Annotated in this window: 25 protein-coding genes; 11 read left to right on the forward strand and 14 right to left on the reverse strand. The window is 64.6% G+C overall.

The window, feature by feature from the left end; all coding sequences use genetic code 11:
- Positions 1–29: 29 nt before the first annotated feature.
- From PSV40_RS08585 to PSV40_RS08615, 7 genes are read right to left on the reverse strand one after another with little or no spacing between them, the layout of a single operon-like run.
- Positions 30–692, reverse strand: coding sequence for an HAD hydrolase-like protein (locus PSV40_RS08585; RefSeq protein ID WP_300536541.1), 663 nt, complete (start codon positions 690–692; stop codon positions 30–32).
- Complete coding sequence (gene pehA / locus PSV40_RS08590; RefSeq protein ID WP_300536542.1) at positions 689–2,230, reverse strand: phosphoric/sulfuric ester hydrolase PehA; 1,542 nt, start codon at positions 2,228–2,230, stop codon at positions 689–691. Before pehA ends, PSV40_RS08585 begins: the two co-directional genes overlap by 4 nt.
- 18 nt (positions 2,231–2,248) lie before the next feature.
- Positions 2,249–3,205: an ABC transporter permease gene (locus tag PSV40_RS08595; protein ID WP_300536544.1), complete on the reverse strand. Its 957-nt coding sequence runs from the start codon at positions 3,203–3,205 to the stop codon at positions 2,249–2,251.
- Between the two features lies 1 nt (position 3,206).
- Positions 3,207–4,145: an ABC transporter permease gene (locus PSV40_RS08600; RefSeq protein ID WP_300536546.1), complete on the reverse strand. Its 939-nt coding sequence runs from the start codon at positions 4,143–4,145 to the stop codon at positions 3,207–3,209.
- Positions 4,139–5,131 (reverse strand): oligopeptide/dipeptide ABC transporter ATP-binding protein, encoded by a 993-nt coding sequence (locus PSV40_RS08605; RefSeq protein WP_300536548.1) that lies wholly within the window; start codon positions 5,129–5,131, stop codon positions 4,139–4,141. Before PSV40_RS08605 ends, PSV40_RS08600 begins: the two co-directional genes overlap by 7 nt.
- Positions 5,128–6,186: an ABC transporter ATP-binding protein gene (locus PSV40_RS08610; RefSeq protein WP_300536550.1), complete on the reverse strand. Its 1,059-nt coding sequence runs from the start codon at positions 6,184–6,186 to the stop codon at positions 5,128–5,130. Before PSV40_RS08610 ends, PSV40_RS08605 begins: the two co-directional genes overlap by 4 nt.
- On the reverse strand, positions 6,183–7,661 hold the full coding sequence (locus PSV40_RS08615; RefSeq protein WP_300536552.1) for an ABC transporter substrate-binding protein: 1,479 nt from the start codon (positions 7,659–7,661) through the stop codon (positions 6,183–6,185). The genes PSV40_RS08610 and PSV40_RS08615 overlap by 4 nt, the downstream gene beginning before the upstream one ends.
- Positions 7,662–8,132: 471 nt before the next feature.
- Between PSV40_RS08615 and PSV40_RS08620 the strand changes: the two genes are divergently transcribed.
- The 7 genes from PSV40_RS08620 (at position 8,133) to creD (ending at position 15,378) form a co-directional block, all read left to right on the forward strand.
- Positions 8,133–9,287, forward strand: a complete 1,155-nt coding sequence (locus PSV40_RS08620; RefSeq protein ID WP_300536605.1) for an ABC transporter permease — start codon at positions 8,133–8,135, stop codon at positions 9,285–9,287.
- A gap of 228 nt (positions 9,288–9,515) precedes the next feature.
- Positions 9,516–10,304, forward strand: a complete 789-nt coding sequence (locus PSV40_RS08625) for an ATP-binding cassette domain-containing protein (protein WP_300536554.1) — start codon at positions 9,516–9,518, stop codon at positions 10,302–10,304.
- Between the two features lie 170 nt (positions 10,305–10,474).
- Complete coding sequence (locus PSV40_RS08630; protein ID WP_300536556.1) at positions 10,475–11,428, forward strand: MlaD family protein; 954 nt, start codon at positions 10,475–10,477, stop codon at positions 11,426–11,428.
- Positions 11,425–12,129 carry an ABC-type transport auxiliary lipoprotein family protein gene (locus PSV40_RS08635; RefSeq protein WP_300536557.1) on the forward strand — a complete coding sequence of 235 codons (705 nt, stop codon included), beginning with the start codon at positions 11,425–11,427 and terminating at the stop codon, positions 12,127–12,129. The genes PSV40_RS08630 and PSV40_RS08635 overlap by 4 nt, the downstream gene beginning before the upstream one ends.
- Positions 12,108–12,743 carry a cyclic nucleotide-binding domain-containing protein gene (locus PSV40_RS08640; protein ID WP_300536559.1) on the forward strand — a complete coding sequence of 212 codons (636 nt, stop codon included), beginning with the start codon at positions 12,108–12,110 and terminating at the stop codon, positions 12,741–12,743. Before PSV40_RS08635 ends, PSV40_RS08640 begins: the two co-directional genes overlap by 22 nt.
- A gap of 62 nt (positions 12,744–12,805) precedes the next feature.
- Entirely contained in the window at positions 12,806–13,846 is a 1,041-nt protein-coding gene (locus PSV40_RS08645) for a DMT family transporter (protein WP_300536561.1), read from the forward strand.
- A gap of 170 nt (positions 13,847–14,016) precedes the next feature.
- Positions 14,017–15,378: a cell envelope integrity protein CreD gene (gene creD / locus PSV40_RS08650; protein ID WP_300536563.1), complete on the forward strand. Its 1,362-nt coding sequence runs from the start codon at positions 14,017–14,019 to the stop codon at positions 15,376–15,378.
- A gap of 26 nt (positions 15,379–15,404) precedes the next feature.
- On the opposite strand, the gene creC is transcribed toward creD, so the two are convergent.
- The 4 genes from creC to PSV40_RS08670 all read right to left on the reverse strand — a co-directional run bounded on the left by creC (position 15,405) and on the right by PSV40_RS08670 (position 19,018).
- The gene (creC, locus tag PSV40_RS08655) at positions 15,405–16,802 is read right to left on the reverse strand and encodes a two-component system sensor histidine kinase CreC (protein ID WP_300536565.1); all 1,398 of its coding nucleotides are present in this window, start codon (positions 16,800–16,802) and stop codon (positions 15,405–15,407) included.
- A 136-nt stretch (positions 16,803–16,938) separates the two neighbouring features.
- On the reverse strand, positions 16,939–17,625 hold the full coding sequence (creB, locus tag PSV40_RS08660; RefSeq protein WP_300536566.1) for a two-component system response regulator CreB: 687 nt from the start codon (positions 17,623–17,625) through the stop codon (positions 16,939–16,941).
- 14 nt (positions 17,626–17,639) lie between these two features.
- Positions 17,640–18,272, reverse strand: coding sequence for a MarC family protein (locus tag PSV40_RS08665; protein WP_300536568.1), 633 nt, complete (start codon positions 18,270–18,272; stop codon positions 17,640–17,642).
- Positions 18,272–19,018, reverse strand: a complete 747-nt coding sequence (locus tag PSV40_RS08670) for an SDR family oxidoreductase (protein WP_300536569.1) — start codon at positions 19,016–19,018, stop codon at positions 18,272–18,274. The genes PSV40_RS08665 and PSV40_RS08670 overlap by 1 nt, the downstream gene beginning before the upstream one ends.
- A 109-nt stretch (positions 19,019–19,127) precedes the next feature.
- On the opposite strand from PSV40_RS08670, the gene PSV40_RS08675 reads away from it, so the two are divergent.
- The 4 genes from PSV40_RS08675 to PSV40_RS08690 all read left to right on the forward strand — a co-directional run bounded on the left by PSV40_RS08675 (position 19,128) and on the right by PSV40_RS08690 (position 22,285).
- A complete protein-coding gene (locus tag PSV40_RS08675) occupies positions 19,128–19,730 on the forward strand; it encodes a 2-hydroxychromene-2-carboxylate isomerase (RefSeq protein WP_300536571.1) in 603 nt (200 codons plus the stop codon).
- 60 nt (positions 19,731–19,790) lie between these two features.
- Positions 19,791–20,483 carry a dienelactone hydrolase family protein gene (locus PSV40_RS08680; RefSeq protein ID WP_300536573.1) on the forward strand — a complete coding sequence of 231 codons (693 nt, stop codon included), beginning with the start codon at positions 19,791–19,793 and terminating at the stop codon, positions 20,481–20,483.
- Positions 20,484–20,558: 75 nt separating this feature from the next.
- On the forward strand, positions 20,559–21,407 hold the full coding sequence (locus PSV40_RS08685; RefSeq protein ID WP_300536607.1) for an amidohydrolase family protein: 849 nt from the start codon (positions 20,559–20,561) through the stop codon (positions 21,405–21,407).
- A 227-nt stretch (positions 21,408–21,634) separates the two neighbouring features.
- On the forward strand, positions 21,635–22,285 hold the full coding sequence (locus tag PSV40_RS08690; RefSeq protein ID WP_300536575.1) for a glutathione S-transferase family protein: 651 nt from the start codon (positions 21,635–21,637) through the stop codon (positions 22,283–22,285).
- Here the strand turns inward: PSV40_RS08690 and PSV40_RS08695 are convergent.
- The 3 genes from PSV40_RS08695 to hemB are packed head-to-tail and all read right to left on the reverse strand — an operon-like array spanning position 22,282 to position 25,259.
- The gene (locus PSV40_RS08695; RefSeq protein WP_300536577.1) at positions 22,282–23,013 is read right to left on the reverse strand and encodes a DUF72 domain-containing protein; all 732 of its coding nucleotides are present in this window, start codon (positions 23,011–23,013) and stop codon (positions 22,282–22,284) included. The genes PSV40_RS08690 and PSV40_RS08695 overlap by 4 nt on opposite strands.
- 11 nt (positions 23,014–23,024) lie before the next feature.
- Positions 23,025–24,179 (reverse strand): magnesium transporter CorA family protein, encoded by a 1,155-nt coding sequence (locus PSV40_RS08700; RefSeq protein ID WP_300536579.1) that lies wholly within the window; start codon positions 24,177–24,179, stop codon positions 23,025–23,027.
- A 60-nt stretch (positions 24,180–24,239) separates the two neighbouring features.
- The gene (hemB, locus tag PSV40_RS08705; RefSeq protein WP_300536581.1) at positions 24,240–25,259 is read right to left on the reverse strand and encodes a porphobilinogen synthase; all 1,020 of its coding nucleotides are present in this window, start codon (positions 25,257–25,259) and stop codon (positions 24,240–24,242) included.
- Positions 25,260–25,425 lie beyond the last annotated feature (166 nt).

The following is a 25,425-nucleotide window of genomic DNA, read 5'->3' on the forward strand; positions in this document are numbered from 1 at the left end:
GTTCACTTTCACTGCCTACCGGCGGCACGTCATGCGTCGAGTTCGAAAAAGGATTGAAATCGTCCCGCCACAGGATGTTGCAGGACTTCCTCGCCCCCGTAACCGCTTTGGTGCCAGACGAACTGCACCTTGCTTTGGTGAGCGCATAGGGCGTCCACATGGGTGTCGCCAAACATCAGCGCTTCGGCAGGATGGGCGCCTAGCTGCTCGAGCGCCAGCAGCAGTGGGTCCGGGCTGGGCTTGGCGTTGGCGGTGCTGCCGCCTCCGATCACATGGCTGAAAAAACCCATCAAACTGAAATGCTCCAGCATGCGCAAGGCTTCACTGTGTAGCTTGTTGGTGCACACCGCCATACGCTGACCCCGCTGACGGCACTTGCCCAACAGTTCAAGCACCCCTGGGTAAGGGGTGGAGGCCGCGTAGGTACTCTGCTGCTGGCGCATGCGGTAGGCTGACACCACGGCCGCGGTCGTGACCGCCGTTTCCTCGCGGGTTTGCAGCACGGTTTGCACGATTCCCTCCAGCGGGCTGAAGAGATCGGGCGACCTCTCACCCGGCGGCAAGGGCGCCAGACCGCAATCCTGCAGTGCCAGGCTGAGTGTGCTGGAGATGTCGCCGGCTGAATCGATCAGTGTGCCGTCCAGGTCAAACACCAGCACCTCGTGACGTGCCATGAGCGTTGCGGTACTCATAGACGAGACAACAGTCCTTCTGGAGAGGCGGCGTAGCCGGTCAAGGTGCGATCAGCATGCAACAGTCGCCAGTTCAGCATTTTTTGCGCATAGATCAACATCTGGGGAGCGTAGGCCGGGTCGTTCGCCACGTTGTGCAGTTGATCGGGGTCTTTGCTCAGGTCGAAGAACAGGGGTGGCAGGGCAGGAAAGTGGACGTACTTGTAGTGCTCGTCCTGGGTCACGGCCAGTGAACACGCATCCATTTTCAGGCCGAGCGCATCCTGGGGTTTTGAGTAGAAGATGTTGCGGTAGTCGTACTCGTAGTGCACCTCCGTGCGCCAGTCTGACGGGGCCTGCCCTTCGCGCAGGAATGGAAGCAGTGAGTGGCCATCGCAGGTACGGGGCGAGGGCAGACCCAGCCAGTCCAGCACCGTAGGCATGGTGTCCACCGTTTCGGTGAAATTACCGATGATGGAGCCGCGCGTTCCATTCGCCTCGGCATGGGGGTCCCGCACGATCATCGGGATATGGTAGCTCTCGTCAAAGTAACCAATCTTGCCCAGCAAGTGATGGTCACCGAGTTGCTCGCCGTGGTCGCTGGTCAGAATGATCAAGGTGTTGTCCCACTGACCGGTGTCTTTGAGGAACTGGAACACGCGGCCCAGCTGGGTGTCAATCTCGGTCATCAGTCCGTAATAGGTGGCGCGCATCTGGCGTACTTCGGCCTCACTCATCGCGCTGCCAAGACCCTGGCCATTCTGGAAAAAATTGCTGCTCTGGATGTTTTCGACATAAAAACGCAGCATCGGATGCTGTGCGGATTCTGCCTCGGCCGACGCTGCCCGCACCGGTGCTGGACAATCCGCGGGGTCGTACATGTCATGGTAAGGGGCGGGTGCCGCAAACGGTGGGTGCGGGCGGTAGTAGCCCAGATGCAGAAACCAGGGCTTGTGCTGCGAACCACGCAAATAGTCGAGCCCCCGATCCGTGAACCACACGGTGTCGGAGAGTTCAGCGGGTATGCGGCTGGGCTTGTTGGTGGCATTGACCTCGTGTGGCGCCAACCCTTCCGGCCGCCAGATATCCCACGGATTGACTGGCAGTTTGAAGCCCTGCGACGCCACCCAGGAAAAGTAAGCCTCCATCTTCATGCCCCAGGAACCGACCGGGCGCCAGCCCTCCATGTCCGCGCCCAACACAGTGAAGCGCGGGTCGTTTGGCGAGATCACGCGGGGGTCTGGCGTGGTGGTCGTGTAGCCGACCAGCGCCGGGTCGTAGCCCGCCTTGCGCGTTTCAAAGGCGATGTTGGTATGGCGGGCATCGAGCGGAATGGTGTTTTGCACCGCCCGGTGGTTCATCATGTACTGTCCCGTGAGCAGGCTGGCACGACCCGGGCCACAGGGCACGGCCTGGGTGTAGTGGCGGGCAAAGGTCACGCCTTCAGCGGCCAGAGCTTCAATGTTCGGGGTCTTCACCACCGGATGTCCCAGCATGGGCAGCGTGTCGCCGCGCCACTGGTCAACCACGACGAGCAGGACGTTTTTTCGTTGTTTCATAAGAGCCTTGGTACAGGGTTAGCGAAGTGTCGGGTCGAGCCGGTCGCGCAGCCAGTCGCCGACCATGCTCACGGAAAAAGTGGTGAGGACGATGACCGCGCTGGGCGCCAGCAGAATCCATGGCGCGGTTTGCAGATATTCGCGGCCATAGCCCACCATGTTTCCCAGGCTGGTCATGGGAGGTTGAACCCCCAGACCGAGAAAGGACAAGCCAGACTCCAGAAGAATCACCTCTGGAAAAGTGAGTGTCACACTCACGATCAAGGTGCTGGCGATGTTCGGCAGAACGTGCGCGCCATAGACGCGCAGCGGCGAGGCGCCGATTTCGCGTGCCGCAGCGGCATAGCCCTGCTCATTGGCGGCGATGGTGAGTCCGCGTGCAATACGCGCGGCGCGCTCCCAGCCATAAAAGCCCATGAGGGCGATGAACAGAGGCAGCGTGTTGCCAAAGAAGGCGAGGACTGCCAGCGCAATGATCATGAACGGCATGGAGGCCTGAAAGTCGATCAAGGTGAGAACGACTTGCTCAACCCAGCCCCTGAAGTGAGCGGCCAGAATACCCAGCAGCACACCGACGGACGCTGACAGCACGGTGCTCACAAAAGCCACCAGCAGGCTGATGCGCACCGAAATCACCAGGCGTGAGAGGACATCGCGCCCCAGTTCATCCGTGCCCAGCCAGTGCTCGGCGCTTCCGCCCATGAAGCTGGGCGGCGCGAGCCTTGCCTTGAGGTCGAGGTGGCTGTAGCTCATCGGCGCCAGTACGTCGGCAAACAAGGCGACCACCAGCATGACCAGCACCCAGGCTATGCCGAACATCACCAAAGGGGGCCACGCCTTCAAAAGACGGGATAACGCGTGGCGGGGCGCGGCCCCTTGGGCCATGGCAGGCGCTGGTGCAGGCGCCGCGGGAGCCAAAGGAGCCAGTGGCACCGCAGGCACGGGCGGCGAGAGAACGGTGACGTTGTCGGTCATATCAGTGTCCGGACTTGGGGGCATCGGCGCTGCCCAGGCGTGGATCGATCAAGCCATACAGTGCATCCACGATCAGGTTGGAGCACACCATCGTGGCGGCCACCAGCAGCAAAATGCACTGAACCACGGCCAGGTCGCGGTTGGCCACGGCAGAAACCAGGAGGCGTCCGACACCCGGCCAGGAGAACACGCTCTCGACCACCACCGCACCGGCGATCAGGCTGCCGACCATGAAACCGGCCACTGTGACGATCGGGATGGATGCGTTCGGGAGTGCATGCGCGCGCACCACCGCACGCCACGGCAAACCCTTGGCCGACGCAGTGCGGATGTACGGTTGGCCCATGATTTCCAGCATGGCCGAGCGGGTGAAGCGTGCCAGAACAGCGGCGCCGCCCAGGCTGAGCGTGATGATGGGCAGCACGGCATGTTTCCAGCTGTCATGCCCGCCGCTCGGCAGCCAGTCAAGCCGGACAGCGAAAATCAGGACCAGTACCAGGCCCAGAACGAAACTCGGCACCGTATAGCCAGCCACAGACAAGCTCATCACCAGTCGATCGGCCAATGAGTTGCGATGCAGCGCCGCAAAGATGCCGGCAGGAATGCCGATCAACAGCTTCAGTGCAAAAGCCGGCAAGGCGAGGGCCAGCGTGGCGGGAATGCGCTCAATCACCAGGTCCATGGCGGGGCTGCTGTCGCGCATGGACTGCCCGAAGTTGCCCTGCAGCAGATTCTTGAAAAAGCCGAGGTACTGCTTCCACAGCGGTGCATCCAGGCCCCAGCCTTGCCTGAAAGCAATCAAGGCTTCCGGCGGTGCATCGGGCGACATGATGAGCATGGCCGGGTCGCCCGACATACGCAAGATGAAGAATGCAAAGGTGAGTACCAGAAATATCGTGAGCAATGCCCTGGACAGCCTTGAAACGATGAAGTTCAGCATGCGGTCTCCGTGCTGGTCGGTGTCAGCAAATGACAAGCTGCCAGCCTGCCGCTGTCCACGGCCGCGAGCTCCGGGCGCTGCTGGCTGCACACAGGCATGGCCGATGGGCAGCGCGGATGAAAGGCGCAGCCCGGCGGAATATTGACTGGATTCGGAGGATCGCCTTCAAGCATGATGCGCCGCTCTGATTTCCCGCGCCATGGGGACGGAATAGCCGAAACCAGCGCCTGGGTGTAAGGGTGAAGAGGGCGCTGAAAAAGCTCTTCGGGCGGCCCTTGCTCAATGATGCGGCCCAGATACATCACGGCCACCTCGTCGCTGACCTGGCGCACTACTTTCAGGTCGTGGCTGATGAACAGCAGGGCAACGTGGCGTTGTTCCTGCATATCCTGCAGAAGATTGATCACCTGGGCCTGGATGGAAACATCCAGCGCCGAGATGGGTTCGTCGCAAACGAGAAGGCTGGGTCGCAGTATCAGAGCCCGTGCCAGCACGACACGCTGGCGTTGCCCGCCAGAAAGTTCGTGCGGATAGCGCTCGAACAGGTGTTGCGGCAGACCCACGGCAGACATCAGGTCGCGGGCCTGTTCCTTGCGCTCAGCGGCTGTACCTTGTCCAACGACGAGCAGGGGTTCTGCCACCTGCGTCGCCACCGGCAGGCGCCGGTCCAGCGCCCCCAGCGGGTCCTGATAAACCATCTGCATGCGGCGTCGCAGGGCGCGCCAGGCAGCGCCGTTGCGGGCAGGCACGGGCGAGCCTTCAAAAAGCACCTCACCACTGGTGGGGGGAAGCAAGCCCAGGACCAGACGGGCCGTGGTGGACTTGCCGCAACCTGATTCGCCGACCAGTCCCAGTGTCTTGCCCGGCGGGAGATGGAACGACACGTCGTTGACTGCGCGCAGCGTTGCCGGCTTGCCCCACAGGCTGCCCGGTTGGCGTACAGGGTAATGACGGACCAGGTGATTGACTTCGAGCAAGGCGGTCATGCGGCCACCGGGAGCTGGCAGGCCACGTGATGCCTTGCGTGCACTTCCCGGGTGGGGGGCAGTGCTTCTTTGCAGCGCGCGTGGACCTGCCCGCAGCGGGGACCAAAACTGCAGCCCTTGGGCAGGCGTCCGGCTTCGGGCACGCTTCCCGCGATGGCGATGAGTCGACGCTGTGGCGCTGCCAGATCGGGCAATGCGGACATCAGGCCCCGGGTGTAGGGGTGGTGCGGGGCGTCGAACAGCCTGCGCGCGGGCGCTTGCTCAACCATGCGACCGGCATACATCACCATCACTCGATCACAGACTTCGGCAATGACCCCCAGGTCATGCGAGATCAGCGCCATGGCCATGCCGCTGTCCTCGCGGATTTCTCGCAAAAGGTCGAGGATTTGTGCCTGGATGGTGACATCGAGCGCCGTGGTGGGTTCATCGGCCACCAGCATGTCCGGCTCACCTGCCAAAGCCATGGCAATCATCACGCGCTGGTTCATGCCGCCTGACATTTCATGGGGATAGGCGTCGAACCGTTGCCGGGCGTTGGGAATATGTACCCGCTCCAGCAGACGCAGCGCCTCGGTGTGGGCCGCCTGACCCCGCAGACCACGGTGCAGCTTCAGCGCTTCGGTGATTTGCCGGCCCACCCGGTGTATCGGGTTGAGCGCGGAGGCGGGATCCTGGAAGATCATGGCAATACGCTTGCCGCGTATGGCGGCGAGGTCGTCGTTGGCGAGGCCGTGAATGGGCTGCTGATCCAGATGGATGGATCCGCTGACTTGCGCACGCGGGCCCAGCAAGCCCAGCACCGCGAGCCAGGTCACGCTTTTCCCGCAACCCGACTCGCCCACGATGCCAAGCGCCTCGCCACGGTGAATGTCCAGATCGATGCCATGCAAGACCGGCACATGGCTTGCGCCATCATCAAACGCCACACGCAGGTCCCGGATGCTCACCAGGGGTTTGCCGGTCGGTGCGGTCCGGATGGCACCGTCAGGACCGGTCGGTTGAAAAAATGGCCGCAGCGATTCCTCCGCTGCGACGCGAAGCAGGGCGCTCATTTTTTCGGCAGCTGCAGGTTGGCCGCCGTGAAGTCCATGGTGAAGGTGGGCGACCACTTCCAGCCGATGTCCTTGCGCTTGCCGTAAAACACAACGTTGCGGTGCAATACCGTGTACGCAGGGTCTTCGCGCTCGGCAATCTCGAGCATGCGGCGGAAGGCGCGTTGCCGGTTGCTCATGTCTGTGGATGTTTCCAGCAGTGACGACAAGGTGTTGAACTCAACGTTGCTCCATTCGCCCATCTGCTGCTGCTGCCCGTTGGGGCCATGCTGGTTGACGATGGAGCTGACCGGGTCGTTGAAGGGGGCCGAGTTGGACCAGTCCCGGATGCCGCGGGGTTTGGTGTTGTCGAAGATCTGCTGCCAGTTTTCCTTCATCTGCATGTCAATATTCAAGCCCACCGCACGCCAGTTTTCGGCCATGACCTGGGCAGTTTGCACCTGGTTGGTGTAATAGTTGTTGAGTACACGGTAGGGAATGGACTCGCCCTTATAGCCAGACTCCCTGATCAGCCTGGCCGCAAGTTGGGGGTCGTATTTGGGCACGGTCCAGTCTTTCTGGAACATGCCCGCGTAGAACTCCCACTGAAGGCCGGCGGGCACGCTGGTCCGGTTGGCCCAAAGCGACTGAACGATGGCATCGCGGTCAATGGCATGCGCCATGGCCAGCCGGATTTTCGGGTTGGCCAGTTGCGGATGGTTTTTGTCAAACACCACAAGCCGGTGGTTCAGAAGCGGGCCACCCACGGCTTCATACTTGGGGTTGGCTTCGATGGTCTTGATCTGATCCGGCGGGATGTCGGTGACGAAATCGTATTCCCCACTGAGCAAGCCGTTGACCCGTCCCGACACCTCGGGCACCACCTGGTAACGAATCTCGCGAACCGGCGGTTTGCCGCCAAAGTAGGCGTCATGAGCGGCGAGGACCAGAAAGTTGTCTGGCTTGAACTCCTTGACCTTGTAAGGTCCGGCGCTGACCGGGCTTCGTGCCCACGATGCCCAGTCTTTCGAGGCCAGGAAGGCTCGTTTGGAGATGATCTCCGAGCCGGAGCGTGCGATACGTCCCTCCATGGTCACGTCGGGGACGGCATTGATGAACCGCACCGTGTACTTGTCGATCACCTTCACTTGTTCCAGCGACGGCCACAGGCGGCGTGCAATGGCCGGCACCTCTGGCGGCAGGGCGGGCCCCGATGATTTGTAAACGCTGACGGATGGCGGTTTCGAGTTGTCGGTTTTGATCGTGGTGGCAATGCCTCCCGCGCGCAAAGGCTGGGTGCCGCCGAACATGTACTCCGGGCCAAACGTGAAAGCGACATCATCGGCGGTCACTTCATCGCCGTTGTGAAAGCGTGCATCCTTGCGCAGCTTGAGCTCCACGGTGCGTTCGTCAATACGCTTCCATGCGGTGGCCAGGCCCGGCACAGGCGCCAGATCACCCTGCCGTTTGAGGTCGATCAGGGCGGAATAAAACATGGGAAAACTTCGGGATCCCACGTTGCTTTGCTCGCGCAGGGGCGACAGGGTTCCTGACGTGGCAACTTGCTGCACCGCAATTTTCAAGGTGGGCCTCGGGTCAACTTGTGCTGACGCGAGGGTTGACAGGAAGCAGCAGGCTGCCACCGTCATTGCCTTGTTACTCAAACCATACATCGTTGGGCTCCTGAGGTGATTGATCCGCTGATGATCGCAATCGAACAAGTCGATCCCAAGTCAGTCTGATGAATCATTTTTGACGGCCGTGCTTTCCTGTCTGCGGCGGCCCTGCGCCGGGCATGCCGGGAACTGTGTTGTAGGACAGGGCGGGCGGTGTATTGAGGAAGAATGCTGTAGCCCCCTGCCGCTTGCTGGATTAATATGTATCGAACTGGCGGCCACGGCGGATGTGTGGCGGGTCGCCGCCCCGTTTCGACTACCGATCTCAAGCTGTTTGCACTTATCGACACCATGCCATCTCCGGAGGACGACGCCGCGCGCGAATCTGCTCCGCACATCGACCCGCAAGACACGCCCGAAGGCGCGTGTTATCGGGTGCTGGGCCCGTGGACGGCCGCCGAGTTGACGGCCCAGCCGGCGTGGCAGGCGCTGACGCGCCAGCTGAGCGCGCTGGATGCTGCCGCAGCCGGCACCGCCTTGTGGGACTTGCGCCAGATCGGGTCGCTCGACCATCTGGGCGCACAGGTGCTGTGGGACCACTGGGGCCGGAAATGGCCCGACAAGCTGGAGGTCCTGCCGCCGCAACGCGCGGTGCTGGACCGTGTGGCCCAGTTCAGTGCCGACCGGCCCGAGCCGCCGGCCCCGGGTTTCCGGGAAAATTTCCTGTCGCTGGGCGAAGGCGTTCTGAAGGTGCTGGATCACGGCGCGGACCTGCTGGTCCTGGTGGGCCGGCTGCTGCTGAACCTGATCAAGCTGGTCAAAAATCCGCGCGAAGGCCCCTGGCGCGACCTCTCCGGCCACCTGTACCACATCGGTGCGACGGCGCTGCCGATCACCGCCCTGGTCGGCTTCCTGATCGGTGTGGTGCTCGCCTACCTGATCTCGCAGCAGTTGCGCCAGTTCGGCGCGGATGCCTTCATCGTCAACATCCTGGGCATCTCATTGATCCGCGAGCTCGGGCCGGTGCTCGCCGCCATCCTGATCGCCGGGCGGTCCGGCTCGGCCATCACGGCGCAGATCGGCGTGATGCGCGTCACCGAGGAACTCGATGCCATGCGCGTGATGGGCATTGCGCACAGTTACCGGCTGGTCATGCCGCGCGCCATGGCGCTGGCCATCGTGATGCCGCTGATCAGCGCCTGGACCACCATCGCAGCCCTGCTCGGCGGCATGCTCGCCGCCGACCTCGTCATGGGCGTGACGCCGTCTTTCTTCATCAATGCCCTGCCCGAGGCGGTGGATGCCGCCAACCTGACGCTGGCCACCGCCAAGTCGGTGGTGTTTGGGGTGCTGATCGCGCTGATCGGCTGCCATTTCGGCCTGCGCGTCAAACCCAACACCGAAAGCCTGGGCCAGGGCACCACGGCGTCCGTGGTCACCTCGATCACGGTGGTCATCCTGGTCGATGCACTTTTTGCAGTGTTGTTCAAGAGTATCGGCATATGAACAGGGCCCCCACGCTTGTCGCTGCGCGTACTACGCTGCCCCCCGAGGGGGCTGTGCTTGCTCGGGGCGGCCCTTCGCTGCGCACGTTGACCCCCACGCCCGTCACTACGTGTAGCTCTCTGCCCCCCGAGAGGGCGCTGCGCCTGCGGCCCGGCAAAGCCGGTTCCGCGGCCCCTGCTGGACGTGGGGAATCCCGCCTTCATTCGGAACAACGCCGGGGTATGCGCAATGAGTGATGCCATTGTTGACATCCGCGACCTGTGGACGGTGTTCAAAAACGGCAAGAAAGAGGCCGTCATTCACCAGGACCTGAACCTGCGCATAGAACGCGGCGAGTTCATGTCGCTGGTCGGCGGCTCGGGGTCCGGCAAGACCGTGCTGCTGCGCGAGATGCTGGGGCTGGAAGCACCGACCCGCGGCGAGATCACCGTGCTGGGCAGGCCGGCCGCCGAGCTCGGCAAACGCGGCGCCGCGCGCCGCGTGGGCATGCTGTTCCAGCACGGGGCGCTGTTTTCGGCCTTCACGGTGCTGGAAAACATCGCCTTCCCGCTGCGCGAGCTCAAGACCCTGCCGGACTCGCTGATCCGTGAGGCGGCCATGGTCAAGCTGCAGATGGTTGGCCTGGCGCCGGAACATGCCGACAAGATGCCGGCCGACCTGTCCGGCGGCATGGTCAAGCGGGTGTCGCTGGCGCGCGCCCTGATCATGGATCCGCCGCTGCTGCTGCTCGACGAACCAACCGCCGGGCTGGACCCGGAAAGCTCCGACAGCTTCTGTGCCTTGCTGCGTTCGCTGCACCGCGACATGGAGCTCACGGTGGTGATGGTCACGCACGACCTGGACACGCTGTTCGAGCTCAGCACGCGCATTTCCGTGCTGGCCGACAGGCAGGTCATTGTCAGCGGCCCGCCGCGGGACGTGATTGCCTTTCCGCATCCCTTTATCCGCAACTTTTTTCTTGGCGAGCGGGGCCAGCGCGCGATGGAGCTGTTGCGCGAATACCCCTTTACCGTCTGATGCATGGCTGCAAATTCATTTTTTGGGCGAACTGCGGCGTTGCGCGGTGCTCGCAATCCTCATGTACCTGGGTACATTCCGGTTGCTGCGCGCCGGGCGCCTTGCATTTCATCCCAAAAATCTGAATTTTCAGCCATGCATCGCTACAGCTATTAAGAGAGGTTTTCAAAATGGAAAACAAAGCCCATGCCATGGCTGCCGGCGCTTTTGTGCTGGTGGTGGCCGCCCTGCTGGCGCTGCTGGCCGTCTGGCTGACACGCGACAACGGCGAGCGCCACTTGTACGAGCTGTCCACGCGCGAGACGATCTCGGGCCTGCAGCCGCAGGCGCAGGTGCGTTTTCGCGGCGTGCCGGTCGGCAAGGTCGAGTTCATCGGCTTTGACCACAAGACCAAGGGCAACGTGCTGGTGCGCATTTCGGTCGATGTCGGCACGCCCCTGACCCAGTCGACCTTTGCCACCGTGAGCTCGCAGGGCGTCACCGGGCTGGGCTTCATCCAGCTCGAGGACGACGGCCCCTCGACGGAGCTCCTGGTGCCCAACGACGACGACCCGCCGCGCATCCCGCTCAAGCCGGGGCTGCTCGACAAGCTGCTCAATAAGAGCGAGGTGATCATGGACCAGGTCGAGGCGGCCAGCACCAAACTCAACAAGCTGCTCGGCGACGGCAACCAGCAGGCGCTGATGAGCGCTGTCCAGCAGTTCGGCCAGGCGGCCGACAGCATCAACAAGGTGGCCCTGAAGCTGGACCCGGTGGTGTCGTCACTGCCCAAGTTAAGCCAGGAGGCCAGCGTCACCATGAAGTCGCTCAAGACCGCGGCCGATGATGTGTCCAGAACCGCCAACGAGGTGAACACCACGGCCGAGCGCCTGAACGCCAAGGGCGGTGCCCTGGACAAGCTGGCCGAAGGTGGTGCTGCCCTGTCGGCCACGGTGGAGACCTTCAGCGCGGCCACCCTGCCGCGGCTCGGTGAAGTGGCCGAGGAAACCGCCCGCGCCATGCGCCAGCTCCGGCGCACCGTCAATGCGGTGGACGACAACCCGCAATCGCTGATTTTCGGCAATGGCCCGCCCACGCCCGGTCCGGGTGAGGAGGGCTTTACCGCTCCCGGAGGAAAACCATGAACCCCCTGAACCCCGTCAACGCTATCAATACCGTAGCTGCTGGCGCTCGCCAGACAAGGGCTGTAGGTCGATTTGGCATGATGCTGCTGGTGGCGCTGGCGCTTTCCGCCTGCTCGGCCCTGCCCGACAAGCCGCTGCGCGCCGCGCTCTATGACTTCGGGCCCGGGCCTCTCGGCACGGCGGCAGCGGCGCGGCAGGCGCCGCTGCCGCCGCTGGCGCTCAGCGACATCTCGACGCCCGGCGGCGCGCTGGACAACCAGGCGGTGCTGTACCGGCTGGCCTACGCCGATGCGCAGCAACTGCGACCCTACTCGCAGGCGCGCTGGAGCATGCCGCCAGCGCAACTGGTGCGCCAGCGCCTGCGCGAAACGCTGGGCCGCGACCGGGCCATCTTCAACGCCGGGGAAGGTCCGGCCCTGAACCGCAGCGCCGCCCTGGGAGTGCTGCCACGCACGCTGCAGCTGCAGCTCGAGGAGTTCAGCCACCTGTTCCAGTCGCCCACCAGCAGCACCGGCCTGGTGCGGCTGCACGCCACCTTGGTGGAGAACACGCCGGGCGGCGAAAAACTGCTGGCCCAGCGCTACTTCACGGTCCAGCATCCGGCGACCAGCGCCGACGCGGCCGGCGGCGTGCGCGCGCTGACCGCGGCGACCGACGCCGCGATCGAGGAGATCTCGCAATGGCTGCAGAAAATCCCCTGAACGCCGCCGCGTCGCCGCCGGGCGGGGACATTCCCCTTCAAGGGGAGTCGGCGGGCGCGCCGGCACCCCGTTCCCTGGAAGACCAGCTGCGGCAAGCCGGGCTGGAAGTGCTGGGCAGCTGCCAGAAGATGTCCGGCCGCGGCCCGGCCTTGCTGCAGCACTCGGCGCTGCTGGAAGACTTCACAATGAAAGAGCTCGACACGCTGGGTGAAGCCATGCTGCTGATCCGCGCGCAGCCCGGGCAGGTGCTGATCGCCGAGGGTGATGCCGGCGACTGGCTGCTGCTGCTGCTCAGCGGCACGGTCGATGTGACCAAAACCACGCCGGCGGGCGACGACGATCCGGGTGCCCAGGACAACAAGTCCCGCCTCGGGGTGACGACCGAGGGCGCGGTCCTCGGCGAAATGTCGATGTTCGACCGCGATGTGCGTTACGCCACCTGCACCGCCATCGACGCCGTGGAGGCCGCGGTGCTGAGCCGCGCCGCCATCGGGCAGCTGATACGCCAGCACCCCGGCGTCGGTGCCAAGCTGATGGTCAAGATCACCCAGCTGCTGGCCCAGCGCCTGCGCAACACCAGCAACCGGCTGGTCAGGTTGCTGCAAAAAAGATAGCTGCTTACGACCGCCGGTGTTGGGGTGGAGGCCGATTTGATTGATCTCTTGAGGAAACAAGCATGAACACACCGGCCCTGCGCGGTGGCCTGCTGGCGCTGCTGGCGGCGACGCTTTTCGGTGTCAGCACGCCGCTGGTGCAGTCCCTGGGCCGGGGCCTGGGGCCGCTGACCACGGCCGCCCTGCTGTACGCCGGTGCCGCGCTGGCCGGCGCGCTGCTCAGGAAAGGCCGCCAGCAGGAGGCAAGGCTGCAGCGCAGTGATGGGCGGCGTTTGCTGGCGGTGGTGGTTTTCGGGGCCGTGATCGGGCCGGTGGCGCTGGCCTGGGGCCTGCAGCGCACCAGCGGCGCCAGTGCGTCCCTGATGCTGACCCTGGAGGCGCTGTTCACGGCGCTGCTGGCCTGGCGGCTTTACCGTGAAACCCTGGGCGCACGCGTCTGGGTCGCCATGGCGCTGTTGCTGGCCGGCGGGGCCGTGCTGGTTCTGGACCAGGCCCGCCTCGGCGGGGCCCAGTTGGCCGGCCTGCTGGCCGTGCTGGTGGCCACGGCCGCCTGGGGCATGGACAACACCCTGTCACGCGCGCTCGCCGAGCGCGACCCGGGGCAGGTCGTGCTGGTCAAGGCGGCACTGGGCGCGACGGTCACGGCCCTGCTCGCGCTGGTTTTCGCCGAACCGGTACCCGCGCTGGAGGCCGCCGCCGGGCTGCTGGCGGTCGGCGCCACCGGCTACGGCCTGAGCCTGCGCTTTTACCTGCTGGCCCAGCGGGCTTTCGGGGCCGCCCGCACCGGTTCCGTTTTCGCCTTCGCGCCCTTCATCGGCGCGGTGTTCGCGCTGGCCCTGGGCGACCGCTCGGTCAGCGCGTGGATGGGCGCCGGCGGGCTACTGATGCTGGGCGGTGTGTTGCTGCACCTGATGGAGTCGCACGGCCATGTGCACAGCCACGCGCCCATGGACCATGAACATGCGCACAACCATGCCGATGGTCACCACAACCACCACCACCTGCCAATGCCCGAGGGGACACACAGCCACAGCCACCACCACGAGCCGCTGGAGCACGCCCACCCGCATGTGCCCGATGCGCACCACCTGCATCGTCACTGAGCCAGCGTCACCCGGTGCCGGACTGGCAAGTACGCGGCGAGCGCAGGGGCTGGCCGGGGCGCTTGAAAAAGTGCGCCACTTCACCCCGGTTTCACACAAGCCCTTTTTGCTCATACCGGCTTCACAAGGCCTTTGCACACTCCATTCGTCATCAAAACGAAAGGATGCAAATGAAATCAAAACTACTGTCTATCGCTCTGGTCCTGATGCTGCTCATCGCTGGCCTGATGCAGATCAGTGCCGTGGTGCACGACCGCCAGACCTACCGCCAGATTGCCATTCAGGGCGTGGCGCAAAGCCTGGCCGGCGCGCAGACGCTGACCGGGCCGCTGATCCACATGAGCTGCACGGAAGAATGGGACCTCAAGCTTGACAAGGAGGTGCGTGCCGAGCGGCGCGAGTTCCTCATGGTGGCCGCTCCGGCGCTGCTTTCGGTCAAGGGCACCAGCCAGCTGGAGCCGCGCGCGCGGGGACTGCACGCGACGCAGGTATTCAGCCTCAAGGCACAACTCGTCGCGCAGTGGACGGACACGGAAGCGCTCAAGCCGACGGCCCTGCACGCCGGCTCGCGCATGAACTGCGGCCAGCCGCTGCTGATGATGGCCGTGTCCGATGCGCGCGGCATCCGCCACGCCAGCGTCAGGATTGGCGAGCAGACTTTGCCACTCAAGCCGGGCACTTTCTTCGGCAGTTACCCGCGCGGCGTGCATGCGCCGCTGCCGCCTGCGCTGGCGCGTGCCATGCCGCTGGAGGCGCAGTTCGAGCTGGAGCTGGTCGGCACGGAAAGCATTTCCGTCGTGCCGCTGGGGGGCGACACGCGCATGCATCTGAGTTCGAATTGGCCGCATCCGAGTTTTGGCGGCCAGTTTCTGCCGGTCGAACGCAAGATCACCGACGACGGCTTTGAAGCGACCTGGCGCGTAAGCGCACTGGCCAGCACGGCGCAGCAGGACGTGACGCAAAAGGACGGCGCCAGGGGAAAGGGCGTGTGTCCGCCGGCAGGCGGAGGGGGCGCCCGGGGATCCTGTCTCGAAGCCTTCAGCGTGACCTTTGTCGACCCGGCCAATACCTATGCGCTGAGCGACCGGGCCACCAAATACGGCCTGCTTTTTATCGGCCTGACCTTTCTCGCGGTCGGGTTGTTCGAGTTCATGAAAGCGCTGCGCGTGCACCCGATCCAGTATTTTCTGGTGGGCGCGGCCATGAGCATGTTCTTTTTGCTGCTGGTGAGCCTGTCGGAGCACATGCGATTCGACGCGGCCTATGCCATCGCGTCGTCGTCCTGTGTGTTGCTGCTGACTTATTACGCCAGCTACATGCTCGGGGGCTGGGCGCGTGGCCTGCCTTTTGGTCTGGGCATTGCGGTGCTCTACGGCATGCTTTTTGTGCTTTTGCAGATCGAGCAGACGGCCCTGCTGGTCGGCGCGGTGGCCCTGTTCACCGTGCTGGCTGCGATCATGATGCTGACGCGCCGGATTGACTGGTATGCACGCTTCAGGCAGACCGAACCGGCTGTCGGGGCGGCCGCCTGATGCGCGCGGCTTGCGTGCCTGACGATTCAGAAGTGCAGCTCGACGCGCAAGCCCGGGTGGGTGTTGCGCACCACCATGCGGCCGCCATGCAGCAGCATGATTTGCCGCACGATGGCCAGCCCGAGGCCGGAGCCCTTGGTCTGGCCGTCGGGGCGCACGGTCGAAAAAAAGCGCTCCCCCAGGCGCGGCAGGGCATAGTCCGCCACGCCGGGCCCGCGGTCCTGCACGGCGACCAGGCCATCACCGGCTTCAATCGTGATGACCGAACCCGCCGGCGCAAACGAGCGGGCGTTTTCCAGCAGGTTGTTGAGCGCCAGGCCCAGGAGTCCGGGCTCGGCGTGCACCCCGGCCGGCCCGGCATCTACTATGATTTCAATAGCGTGCTGCGCACGTCCCGACTGGGTTGTCATGCCAAAAGACTTGATAACGTCAGTCCACAGAAGAGGCTCTCGGCGGACCTGTGCATGGCGTTGCTCCAGCTTGGTCAACTCGAGCATGCGGTCCACCAGCGCTTGCAGGCGGCTGGTCTGCGCCAGCACCTGCCCCGAAAATTCGCGGCGCGCGTTTTCGGGCAGTTCGTCCTGCAGCAACTCACCGGCCCCGCGAATCGCGGCCAGCGGGCTTTTGAGCTCATGCGTCAGTGCACGTACATAACCTTCTATGTATTCGTGGCCCTCGAGTTTCAGGCGCATGGCGTCCACTGCCATCGCCAGCTCGCCCAGCTCGCCCGGAATCTGCGGCACCGCGGGTTTGCCGCCCTGGCCGACGGCGTTGGCATAGTGGCGCAGCTTGCGAATGCTCCATACCACCCACAGCGTCACCGCCACACCGATGGCCAGTGACAGCGCCAGCAGCAGCAGGCCGCTCAGCAAAATCTTGCGCTCGGCCCGGTCGATGAAGGCCTGGATGGTGGACATGGGTTTGGCCACCGTCAGCACGCCAATCGTCCGGCCGTCGTGCAATACCGGTGCCGCCACATACATCACCGAGCTGCGGTCGTCCTGCTGGACTTCACGGGTGGCGCGCGCGCCGTACTCCCCGCGCAGGGTGCGCGCCACATCGCGCCAGCGCGAATAATCCTGGCCGGTCGCGACGTTCTCCGAGTCGAACATCACCGTGCCCTTGATGTCGGTGACGTAGACCCGGAAGTCCAGCGACTGCTTGTCCAGGCCCCAGATCTTCACGTCAATGGGCCGGCGCGCATAGCCGCGCACCTGCTGCGCAAAACGCCCGGCCGCCATGTTGCCGCCGGCCAGGTCGTCGCTGGCCAGTTCGGCCAGGATATTGGCGGTGTCCACCATCATGTCTTCCATGACCTCGCGCACGCTGGGCTTGACCTCGGTCATGAAGACCCGCAGCACAAAGAAGGCCGCCAGCCCGGTGACCAGGAAAAAACCGAAAAGCAGGCGTATTCCTAAACGCACGTCAATGGCTCCAAACGTTGCACCATGCCAGCAGACGCCGCGGAACCGGCCTTGGCCTGTCCTGAGCCTGTCGAAGGGCCAGGCTGCAGGCCTCGTCCCCTGCAAGGGGGAAGGCGAAACGAAGCCACGGGGGTGTTCATGTCCCCATGCAGTAACCCATGCCGCGGTGCGTCACGATGTAGTCCTGTCCGGGGGCGGCTTCCTGCAGCTTGGCGCGCAGGGTTTTGATGTGGGTGTCCACGGTGCGGTCGGTGCTGTCCGAATCTGCGCCCCAGACAGCGGCAAGCAAGTCCTCCCGTGACCGGATACGGCCGGGGTGGCGCAGCAAATCGGCCAGCAGGCCGAACTCGCGGCGCGTCAGTTGCAGCTGCCGGCCCTGCAGGCTGATACGCTGGCCGGCCAGGTCGATGTCGAAGGGGCTGACGCCCGAGGAGGGCACCGGGGCAGGCGCATGCATGCGTGCGCGCCTGAGCATGCCACGCACGCGCGCCAGCAGTTCACGCGGGCTGAAGGGCTTGCTCACATAGTCGTCGGCGCCCAGTTCCAGGCCGAGCACGCGGTCGATTTCCTCGCCATGCGCGCTGAGCATCAGCACAGGCAGGTTGCTGGCGGTGCGTATTTCTCTGCACAAATCCAGCCCGCTGCCGTCGGGCAAACCGACATCGAGGATGAGCAAATCGGGCGCGCGCAATCCCAGCTGGCGGCGCGCATCGCTCAGCAGCAGGCTGTGCGTGACAGCCAGGCCGTCGCGCTCAAGCGTGTAGATGACGGACCTGGCGATGGCGGGGTCGTCTTCGACCAGCAAAACCTGCGCGCAAGCCATGAAGTCTGTCCTCGTCAGCGGCCGAGGATGGGAAACAGCTTGAGCAGCCCGCCGGTCATCACCTCGATCGCCAGCGCGGCCAGGATCAGGCCCATCAGCCGCGTCATCACGTTGATGCCGGTCTTGCCCAGGACGCGGGCGATCGGTTCGGCCAGCGCGAAACACACGGCCGTGGCCAGGCCGATCACCACGCCGTAGCCGACCAGCAGGCTGAGCTGGAAAAAATTCTGGGCTTTTTCGGCGTAGATCACCACCGTGGACATGGTGGCCGGGCCGGTGAGCAGGGGAATGGTCAGCGGCACCACGGCAATGCTCGCGCCCATGGCGGCTTTTTCCGCGCCGTCTTCGAGCTCGTGGGTGTTCGGTTTGGCTTCGGCCGGCTGCGCATTCAGCATGTTCATGGCGCTGATCAGCAGCAGCATGCCGCCACCGACCTGGAAGCTGGCCAGCGAGATGCTGAAGAACTCGAGGATCTGCAGGCCCAGCAGCGCGCTGGTGGCAATCACCATGAAGGCGCTGAACGACGCGATGACGATGGTGCGCCGCCGCTGCTCTGTCGAAAATCCCCGCGTGTAGTGAATGAAAAACGGCACGATGGCCAGCGGGTTGACGATGGCCAGCAGCGTGACAAGCGGTTTGAAGTCCATCAGCGGCCCCCCCCAATGTCCAGCAGCGCGCCGGTGGTGTAGCTCGACGTATTGCCGAGCAGCCAGACAATACCTTGCGCCACTTCGTCCGCGCTGCCCGCCCGCTGCATGGGCACCTGCGGCGCCAGGTCGCGTGCGCGGTCGGGCAGGCCGCCCGAGGCGTGGATGTCGGTGTCAATGATGCCGGGCCGCACCGCGTTGACGCGTATGCCTTCGGCCGCCACTTCCTTGGCCAGGCCGATGGTGAAGACGTCCACCGCGCCCTTGGCGGCCGCGTAGTCCACATACTGGCCGGGTGCGCCCAGCCGCGCGGCCACGCTGGAGACATTGACGATGGCACCGCCCGCGCCGCCGTAACGCGTGCTCATGCGTTTGACCGCTTCACGCGCGCAGACCATGGTGCCGATCACGTTGATGTCGAACATGCGTTTGAGGCGCGCCACGCTCATGCCGTCCACCCGCGAGGTCTGGTCCACCACGCCGGCGTTGTTGACCAGTGCCGTGAGCCGGCCGAGCTTGGCATCGACTTTTTCGAACATGGCCAGCACCTGGCTTTCCTCGGCCACGTCGGCCTGCACCGTGATGGCGGTGCCGCCGCCCTGGCGGATCTGCCGCACCACCTCGTCGGCGGCGAGCGAGTTGGCGCTGTAGTTGACCGCCACGGCGTAGCCGGCGCGGGCGGCCTGCAGGGCGGTGGCCGCGCCAATGCCGCGCGAGCCCCCGGTGATCAGAACAATGTTGGACAAAGCCGGTCTCCAGCAAAAAAATGCAATCCCGGTTACAAACCGGGTTGACCCGAATCTACCTCAATCGGCCGCAACGGCCGCAAAAACAGCTTCCCCACTGGAGACACCCTTGAGCACCACCATCGACTATTACTTCACGCCGCAAAGCCCGTGGACTTACCTGGGCCACCAGCGTTTTGCGCAGATCGCCAGCGCCGCCGGCGCGGCGGTGCGGGTGCTGCCGGTGGATTTCGGCAAGATCTTTCCGATCTCCGGCGGCCTGCCGCTGGGCCAGCGCGCGCCGCAGCGCCAGGCCTACCGGCTGGTGGAGCTGCAGCGCTTCAGCGAACACCTGCAGCTGCCGCTGAACCGCCAGCCCAAATTTTTTCCCGTGGGGGGCGACCCCGCCGCGCGGCTGATCACGGCGGTGGACCAGGCCGACGGCAGCGCCGCGGCCATGACCCTGGCCGGCGCGATTTTCAGGGCGGTCTGGGTGGAAGAGCGCGACATTGCCAGCGAGCAGGTGCTCGCGGCGATCTTGCACCAGTGCGGCCTGGAAGCCGGGCGCCTGGCCCAGTCGCACAGCCCGGCCATCGGGCAACTGTATGAAACAAACACCCGGCAGGCCATCGACGCGGGGGTGTTTGGCGCACCCAGTTATGTCGTTGATGGCGAGATTTTCTGGGGCCAGGACCGGCTGGGTCTGCTGGAGAAAAAACTTGCCGCCAGGTAAATTGAAATTGAAATTGAAAAATTGAATCGTTAACCAGCAACTGAACAGGAGACTTCCGCCATGGGCAAATTCATAGACCTCACAGCCGCCGACGGTTTTGTTTTTCCGGCCTATGTGGCCGAGCCGGCTGGCGCGCCGAAAGCCGCCGTGGTGGTGGTGCAGGAAATTTTCGGCGTCAATTCGCACATCCGCTCGGTCGCCGACGGCTACGCGGCGGCCGGTTACCTGGCGGTCGCACCGGCCACCTTCCACCGCGTCAAGCCGGATGTGGAACTGGGCTACACCGAGGCCGACATGAACGCTGGTTTCGCGCTCAAGACCGCGGTTGACGCCCTGCCGGCGCCCGGCGTGTTGCAGGACATCCAGGCGGCCATCCACCACGCCGCGAAAAGCACGGGCGGCAAGAAGGTCGGCATCGTCGGTTACTGCTGGGGCGGCTTGCTGACCTGGCGCGCGGCCGCCACCCTGTCCGGCCTGTCGGCCGCCGTGCCTTATTACGGCGGCGGCATGACGGCGGGTGACGAACCCACGCGCCAGCCGGCCTGCCCAGTGATGGCGCACTTTGGCGACCAGGACCACTGGATTCCGCTGGACACCGTCGAGGCCTTCAAGAAAGCCCAGCCCGGCGTGGAGGTGTTTGTTTACGAAGCCAATCACGGCTTCAACTGCGACCAGCGTGGCTCCTACAACGAGGCGGCGGCCACATTGGCCAGGGCGCGCACGCTGGAGTTTTTCGCCAAACACCTGGGCTGAGCCATGGGTCGCCCGAGTTTCAAGTGTTTTTGGCCTCTAGCCCTTGTCTGGCGGGCGCCAGCAGCTCTGCTTTTGATAGCGTTTTCGGCGACCGCCCGGGCTGCCGACTACAACGGCCCGTTGTTCGATGCCCACCTGCATTACAACGAGGAGGCCTGGAACGGCAGTGTGGGGCCTCACTCGCCGGCCGATGTGCTGGCGCGCATGCAGCGGAGCGGCGTCAAGGCCATCGTCGCCAACTCGCGGCCCAACGACGGCACCAAGGCGCTCGCCTCGCTTGAGCAGACAAAGCAGGCCGGTGTGACCGTGGTGCCCTTCATCCGCCTCTACCGCAACCGCGCCGACTACGACAACTGGTTTCGTGATGAGACGATTTACGAGATGGTACAGGCCGAGTTCGCGCGCGGCGTCAGCGGCGCCCAGGCCGGACCGTACAAGGGCATCGGCGAATTCCATTTGTACGACAGCACCAATGCCAACGGACCGGTCGCGAAAAAGCTGATGCAGTTCGCCGAGAAAAACAAACTCGCGGTGCTCTCGCATGTAGACGACGTGGCCATCGACCTGCTGATGGCGCATGCGCCCAACGCCCGGCTGATCTGGGCGCACACCGGCATCGGCGGCGTGCCCGTGGCGCGGGTGGAGGCGCTGCTGGCCCGCTACCCGACGCTGATGGGCGAGTTGTCCTACCGGCCCGGCCTGACCTGTGAGGCGGGCAAGCTGTGCCCCGAGTGGCGCGCCTTGCTGCTCAAGTACCCCACACGTTTCATGATCGGCTCGGACACCTGGGTCAACCAGCGCTGGCAGTATTACGACGAACTCATGAAGGGTTACCGCGCCTGGCTCGGTGATTTGCCGCCCGACGTGGCGCGGAAAATCGCCTGGGACAACGGCGCGACCCTGTTTGGCGTCGCCAAGCCATAGAAATCCCCTGTGGTTTCCCCGAATCTTCAAGCAGGGGCCGCGGATCTGGCTTCGCCAGTCCGCAGGCGCAGCGGCCCCCTCGCGGGGCAGGGAGCTACACGCAGTGAGCAACCGTGGGGACCCTATTTCATTCAAGCCGGGGCCGCGGGTCCGGCTTTGCCGGCCCGCAGGCGCAGCGGCCCCCTCGGGGGGCAACGAGCTACACGCAGTGAGCGAGCGTGGGGGCCATGATGCAGCTTCATTACTACCCCAGCACCGCGGCCATGGTGCCGCACATCGTGCTTGAAGAAATCGGCGTGCCTTACCAGCGCGTGCTGGTGGACCGCCTGCAAAACGCCCACAAGGCGCCGGACTATCTCCAACTCAATCCGAACGGCCTGATCCCGGTGCTGGTCGACGGCGACCTGGTGCTGTACGAAACCGCGGCAATCTGCCTGCACCTGAGCGACATGCATCCCGAAGCGGGGCTGGTACCGCCCTTGGGCACCGCAGAGCGCGCTCACTTCTACAAATGGCTGATGTGGCTGACCAACACCCTGCAGGCCACGCTGATCACCTACTTTTATCCGGAACGCTCGGTGGCAGCCGGCAATGCCGCCGGGGCGGCGGAGGTCAAGGCGCAGGCCGAAGCAAAAGTCGGCGCCATGCTGGACCAACTCGATGCGGAGCTGGCGCGCCATGGCGGTCCCTGGTTTGCCGGCGAGCAGTACAGCGCGCTGGACGCCTATGTGTTCACGCTGTGCCGCTGGACGCGCAACTTCCAGTCCCCCGCCGCCCGCACGCGTCCGCACCTCGGGCCTTACCTGCAGCGCATGCTGGCCAGGCCCGCGGTGCAGCGGGTGCTGGCGGCTGAGGAACTGGCTCCGCCCTTTGTCTAGGCCCCCAGCAGGCGGCCCAGCGCCAGTGCGTTGACCATCGCCGCGCCGGCCGCGGTGTTGTCGAAGACGCACCAGACATCGGCGCCGCCGTCGGCGGCTTGCCGCAGTTTCGCCGCCAGCGCTTCCAGCGTCGCGTCACTGTAAGACGAGTAATACATGCGCGGCGAGCCGTGCAGCCGCACATACACCAGTCCGGGCCAGCCGCCGGGGGATGCGCCTGCCTCATGTCGCACCGGATCGGCCAGCACCCGGGCAACTTGAAACTCCTTCAGCGCCGCATCCACCTCCGGCGTGAACCAGCTCGCGTGGCGCGGCTCCAGCGCGACGGCGCCCGGGTGTTGCGCACGCAGGGCCGTGAAAAACGGCGTCGCTGTGCTGTCCTCAAAAGCCAGGCTGGGCGGCAACTGCACCAGCAGGCAGCCCAGTCGGTCGCCAAGGCCGTGCGCCTGGGCCAGGAAGCTGCGCAGCAACGGTGCACAGTCGCGCAGGCGGTTTTCGTGGGTGATGGTTTTGGGCAGCTTGACCGAAAAGCGGAAATCCGGCGGCACACTTCCGGCCCAGCGTTCATAGGTGGCCGGCTGGTGCGGCCGGTAGAACGAGGAGTTGATTTCCACCGCATGCAAGCGCTGGGCGTAACGCTGCAGATGGGTGCCGGTGTCGGGAACCGCCGGCCAGCTGCCCCTGGGAAGGCTCCAGCCGGCGCAACCGATGCGCACCATCGCCGCCATGTCCTTGGCCCCTAACGTCTGCTTCTGGCCAGGTAGCGCTTGCGCCAGAAGATCGACACCACCACCACCACCAGCAGCACCATGAAACCGAGGGTCCACCAGAAGCCGCTGATCTGGTGAATCAGGGGCATGAACTCGAAGTTCATGCCGAAAAACCCGGTGATCAGGTTCAGCGGCAGAAACACGGCGGTCAGCGCGGTCAGCGTGCGCATGATGTCGTTGGTGCGGTTGCTCTGCGCGCTGAAGTGGATCTGCACCACGGTTTCGGCGGATTGTTCCAGCCGGCGCGCGTGGTGCACCACCCGCTCGATGTGTTCGATGACATCGCGCGCCCGCGCCACCATCTGGTCGCGCCGGGTCAGCGCCAGCTGTTCATCGGCGGCAAAGGACGACATCGGCTGCTCGCGCAAGGAATCGAGCCACTCCTGCATCGCGTCGTGCTGCTCGTCACACAGGTCTTCCAGCACATGCAGCTGGCTGCGTGCGCCCATCAGCGAGCCCCAGTTGATGAAACGCGAATTGGGCTTGAGCAGTTCGGCCTGCCAGTGTTCGAGCTGCTTGGTGAGTTCCTTGCGCACATCCAGGTAGCTGTCCACCATGGTGTTGACCATGCGCAGCACCAGGTCGGCCGGGCTGGACGGGATGCGGCTGCGCGCGGTGACGCTGTCCACGCTGAACTTGGCGTCGGTCAGCGAGCGCTGGAGGAAACTTTTGGCGGTGTAGCAGCCGCGCGGATGCACGCTGATCAGCAGCCGGTCGAACACCACAAAACCCACGGCCCTGGAGCTGATACGGTTGAAGGCGGGCAGGCCGCCGCGTGGTTTGGGACGCGGCAGCCCACCCTGTCCTCCGGCTGCCTCGGTGACCACTTCCTGTTCGGTTTCGTCCCGGCTTTCCACCTGCGTCGCGAGCCGCCGGAAGATGATCAGGTCGTAGATCGAGGTGTAGTCGTAATGCGAGGGGTGGGCCGGGTTGCGCAGGTCCCGGCTGTGCAGGTCCAGCAGGGCCGAGCCGCCCAGTTGCAGCGCCGCCTGCTGCAGCAGCGCCTGGTGGGTTTCGAATTCGTCGCGGTCCAGAAACAACCAGACAAACCCATCTGCCGGCGCCTGCGCTGGCAGCGCGTCGGAAAAGCGCAGGCTGTCGGCGGTGAATTCAACTATTTGCACGGTGTCTGTCCAGTTGATGGTCGAATTGGACTGCAGCCCTTGTCGGTTGTGCGCGGACAGCTATGTTTTTTGTAGCAAACGCGCTGCTGCGATGGCGAAGTAGGTGAGGACGCCGTCGGCACCGGCGCGCTTGAAGGCCAGCAGGCTTTCCATCATCACCGCGTCGTGGTCCAGCCAGCCGTTTTGCGCGGCCGCCTTGAGCATCGCGTATTCGCCGCTGACTTGGTACGCAAAAGTCGGAACGCCGAACTCGTCCTTGACGCGGCGCACGACATCCAGGTAAGGCATGCCGGGCTTGACCATCACCATGTCGGCACCTTCGGCAATGTCCATGGCCACTTCGCGCAGCGCTTCGTCGCTGTTGCCCGGGTCCATCTGGTAGACCTTTTTGTCGGCCTTGCCGAGGTTGCCCGAGGAGCCGACCGCATCGCGGAACGGGCCGTAAAACGCACTCGCGTATTTGGCGCTGTAGGCCATGATGCGGGTGTGGATCAGCTTGCGCGATTCAAGCTCCTGGCGAATCGCGCCAATGCGGCCGTCCATCATGTCGCTGGGCGCCACGATGTCCACGCCGGCTTCAGCCTGGGCCAGCGCCTGCCCGACCAGCAGGGCTATCGTTTCGTCATTGAGGATGTAGCCGGTTTCCTTGTCCGGCAGGCCGTCCTGGCCGTGGCTGGTGAACGGGTCGAGCGCCACGTCGGTCATCACGCCGAGCTCTGGGAAACGCTTTTTCAGTTCGCGCACCACACGCGGCACCAGGCCGTCCGGGTTCAAGGCTTCCTTGCCGTCATAGGTCTTGAGCGAGGCGTCGATCACCGGAAACAGCGCCATCACCGGAATGCCGAGTTGCACACACTCCTCGGCCACCGGCAGCAGCAAATCCAGGCTGAGCCGTTCCACGCCGGGCATGGAGGCCACCGGTTCGCGGCGCTGGCTGCCTTCGGTGACAAATACGGGGTAAATCAGGTCATGGACGCTCAGCGCGTTCTCACGGACCAGGTTGCGCGTGAAGCTGTCGCGGCGCAGGCGGCGCGGCCGGCCGAGCGGGTAGGGGGCGAAGTTGGAAGCGTGGAGGGTCATGGCCAAATTGTGCCAAAGCTTTGTCAAGGCCGGAAATTCATCACCGGCGCCGGCCATTTGTGCGCTGCCGAACATAGCCGGCGAAACTATCGTTGACTTTGGCCGCACGGTGCAGTATTTTCCAATTCAGGTATGAGCCTGAAGGGCGGTTGATGCGGCGATCTGT

Source organism: Polaromonas sp. (assembly GCF_029945925.1).
In the GTDB taxonomy this organism is placed as follows: domain Bacteria; phylum Pseudomonadota; class Gammaproteobacteria; order Burkholderiales; family Burkholderiaceae_C; genus Polaromonas.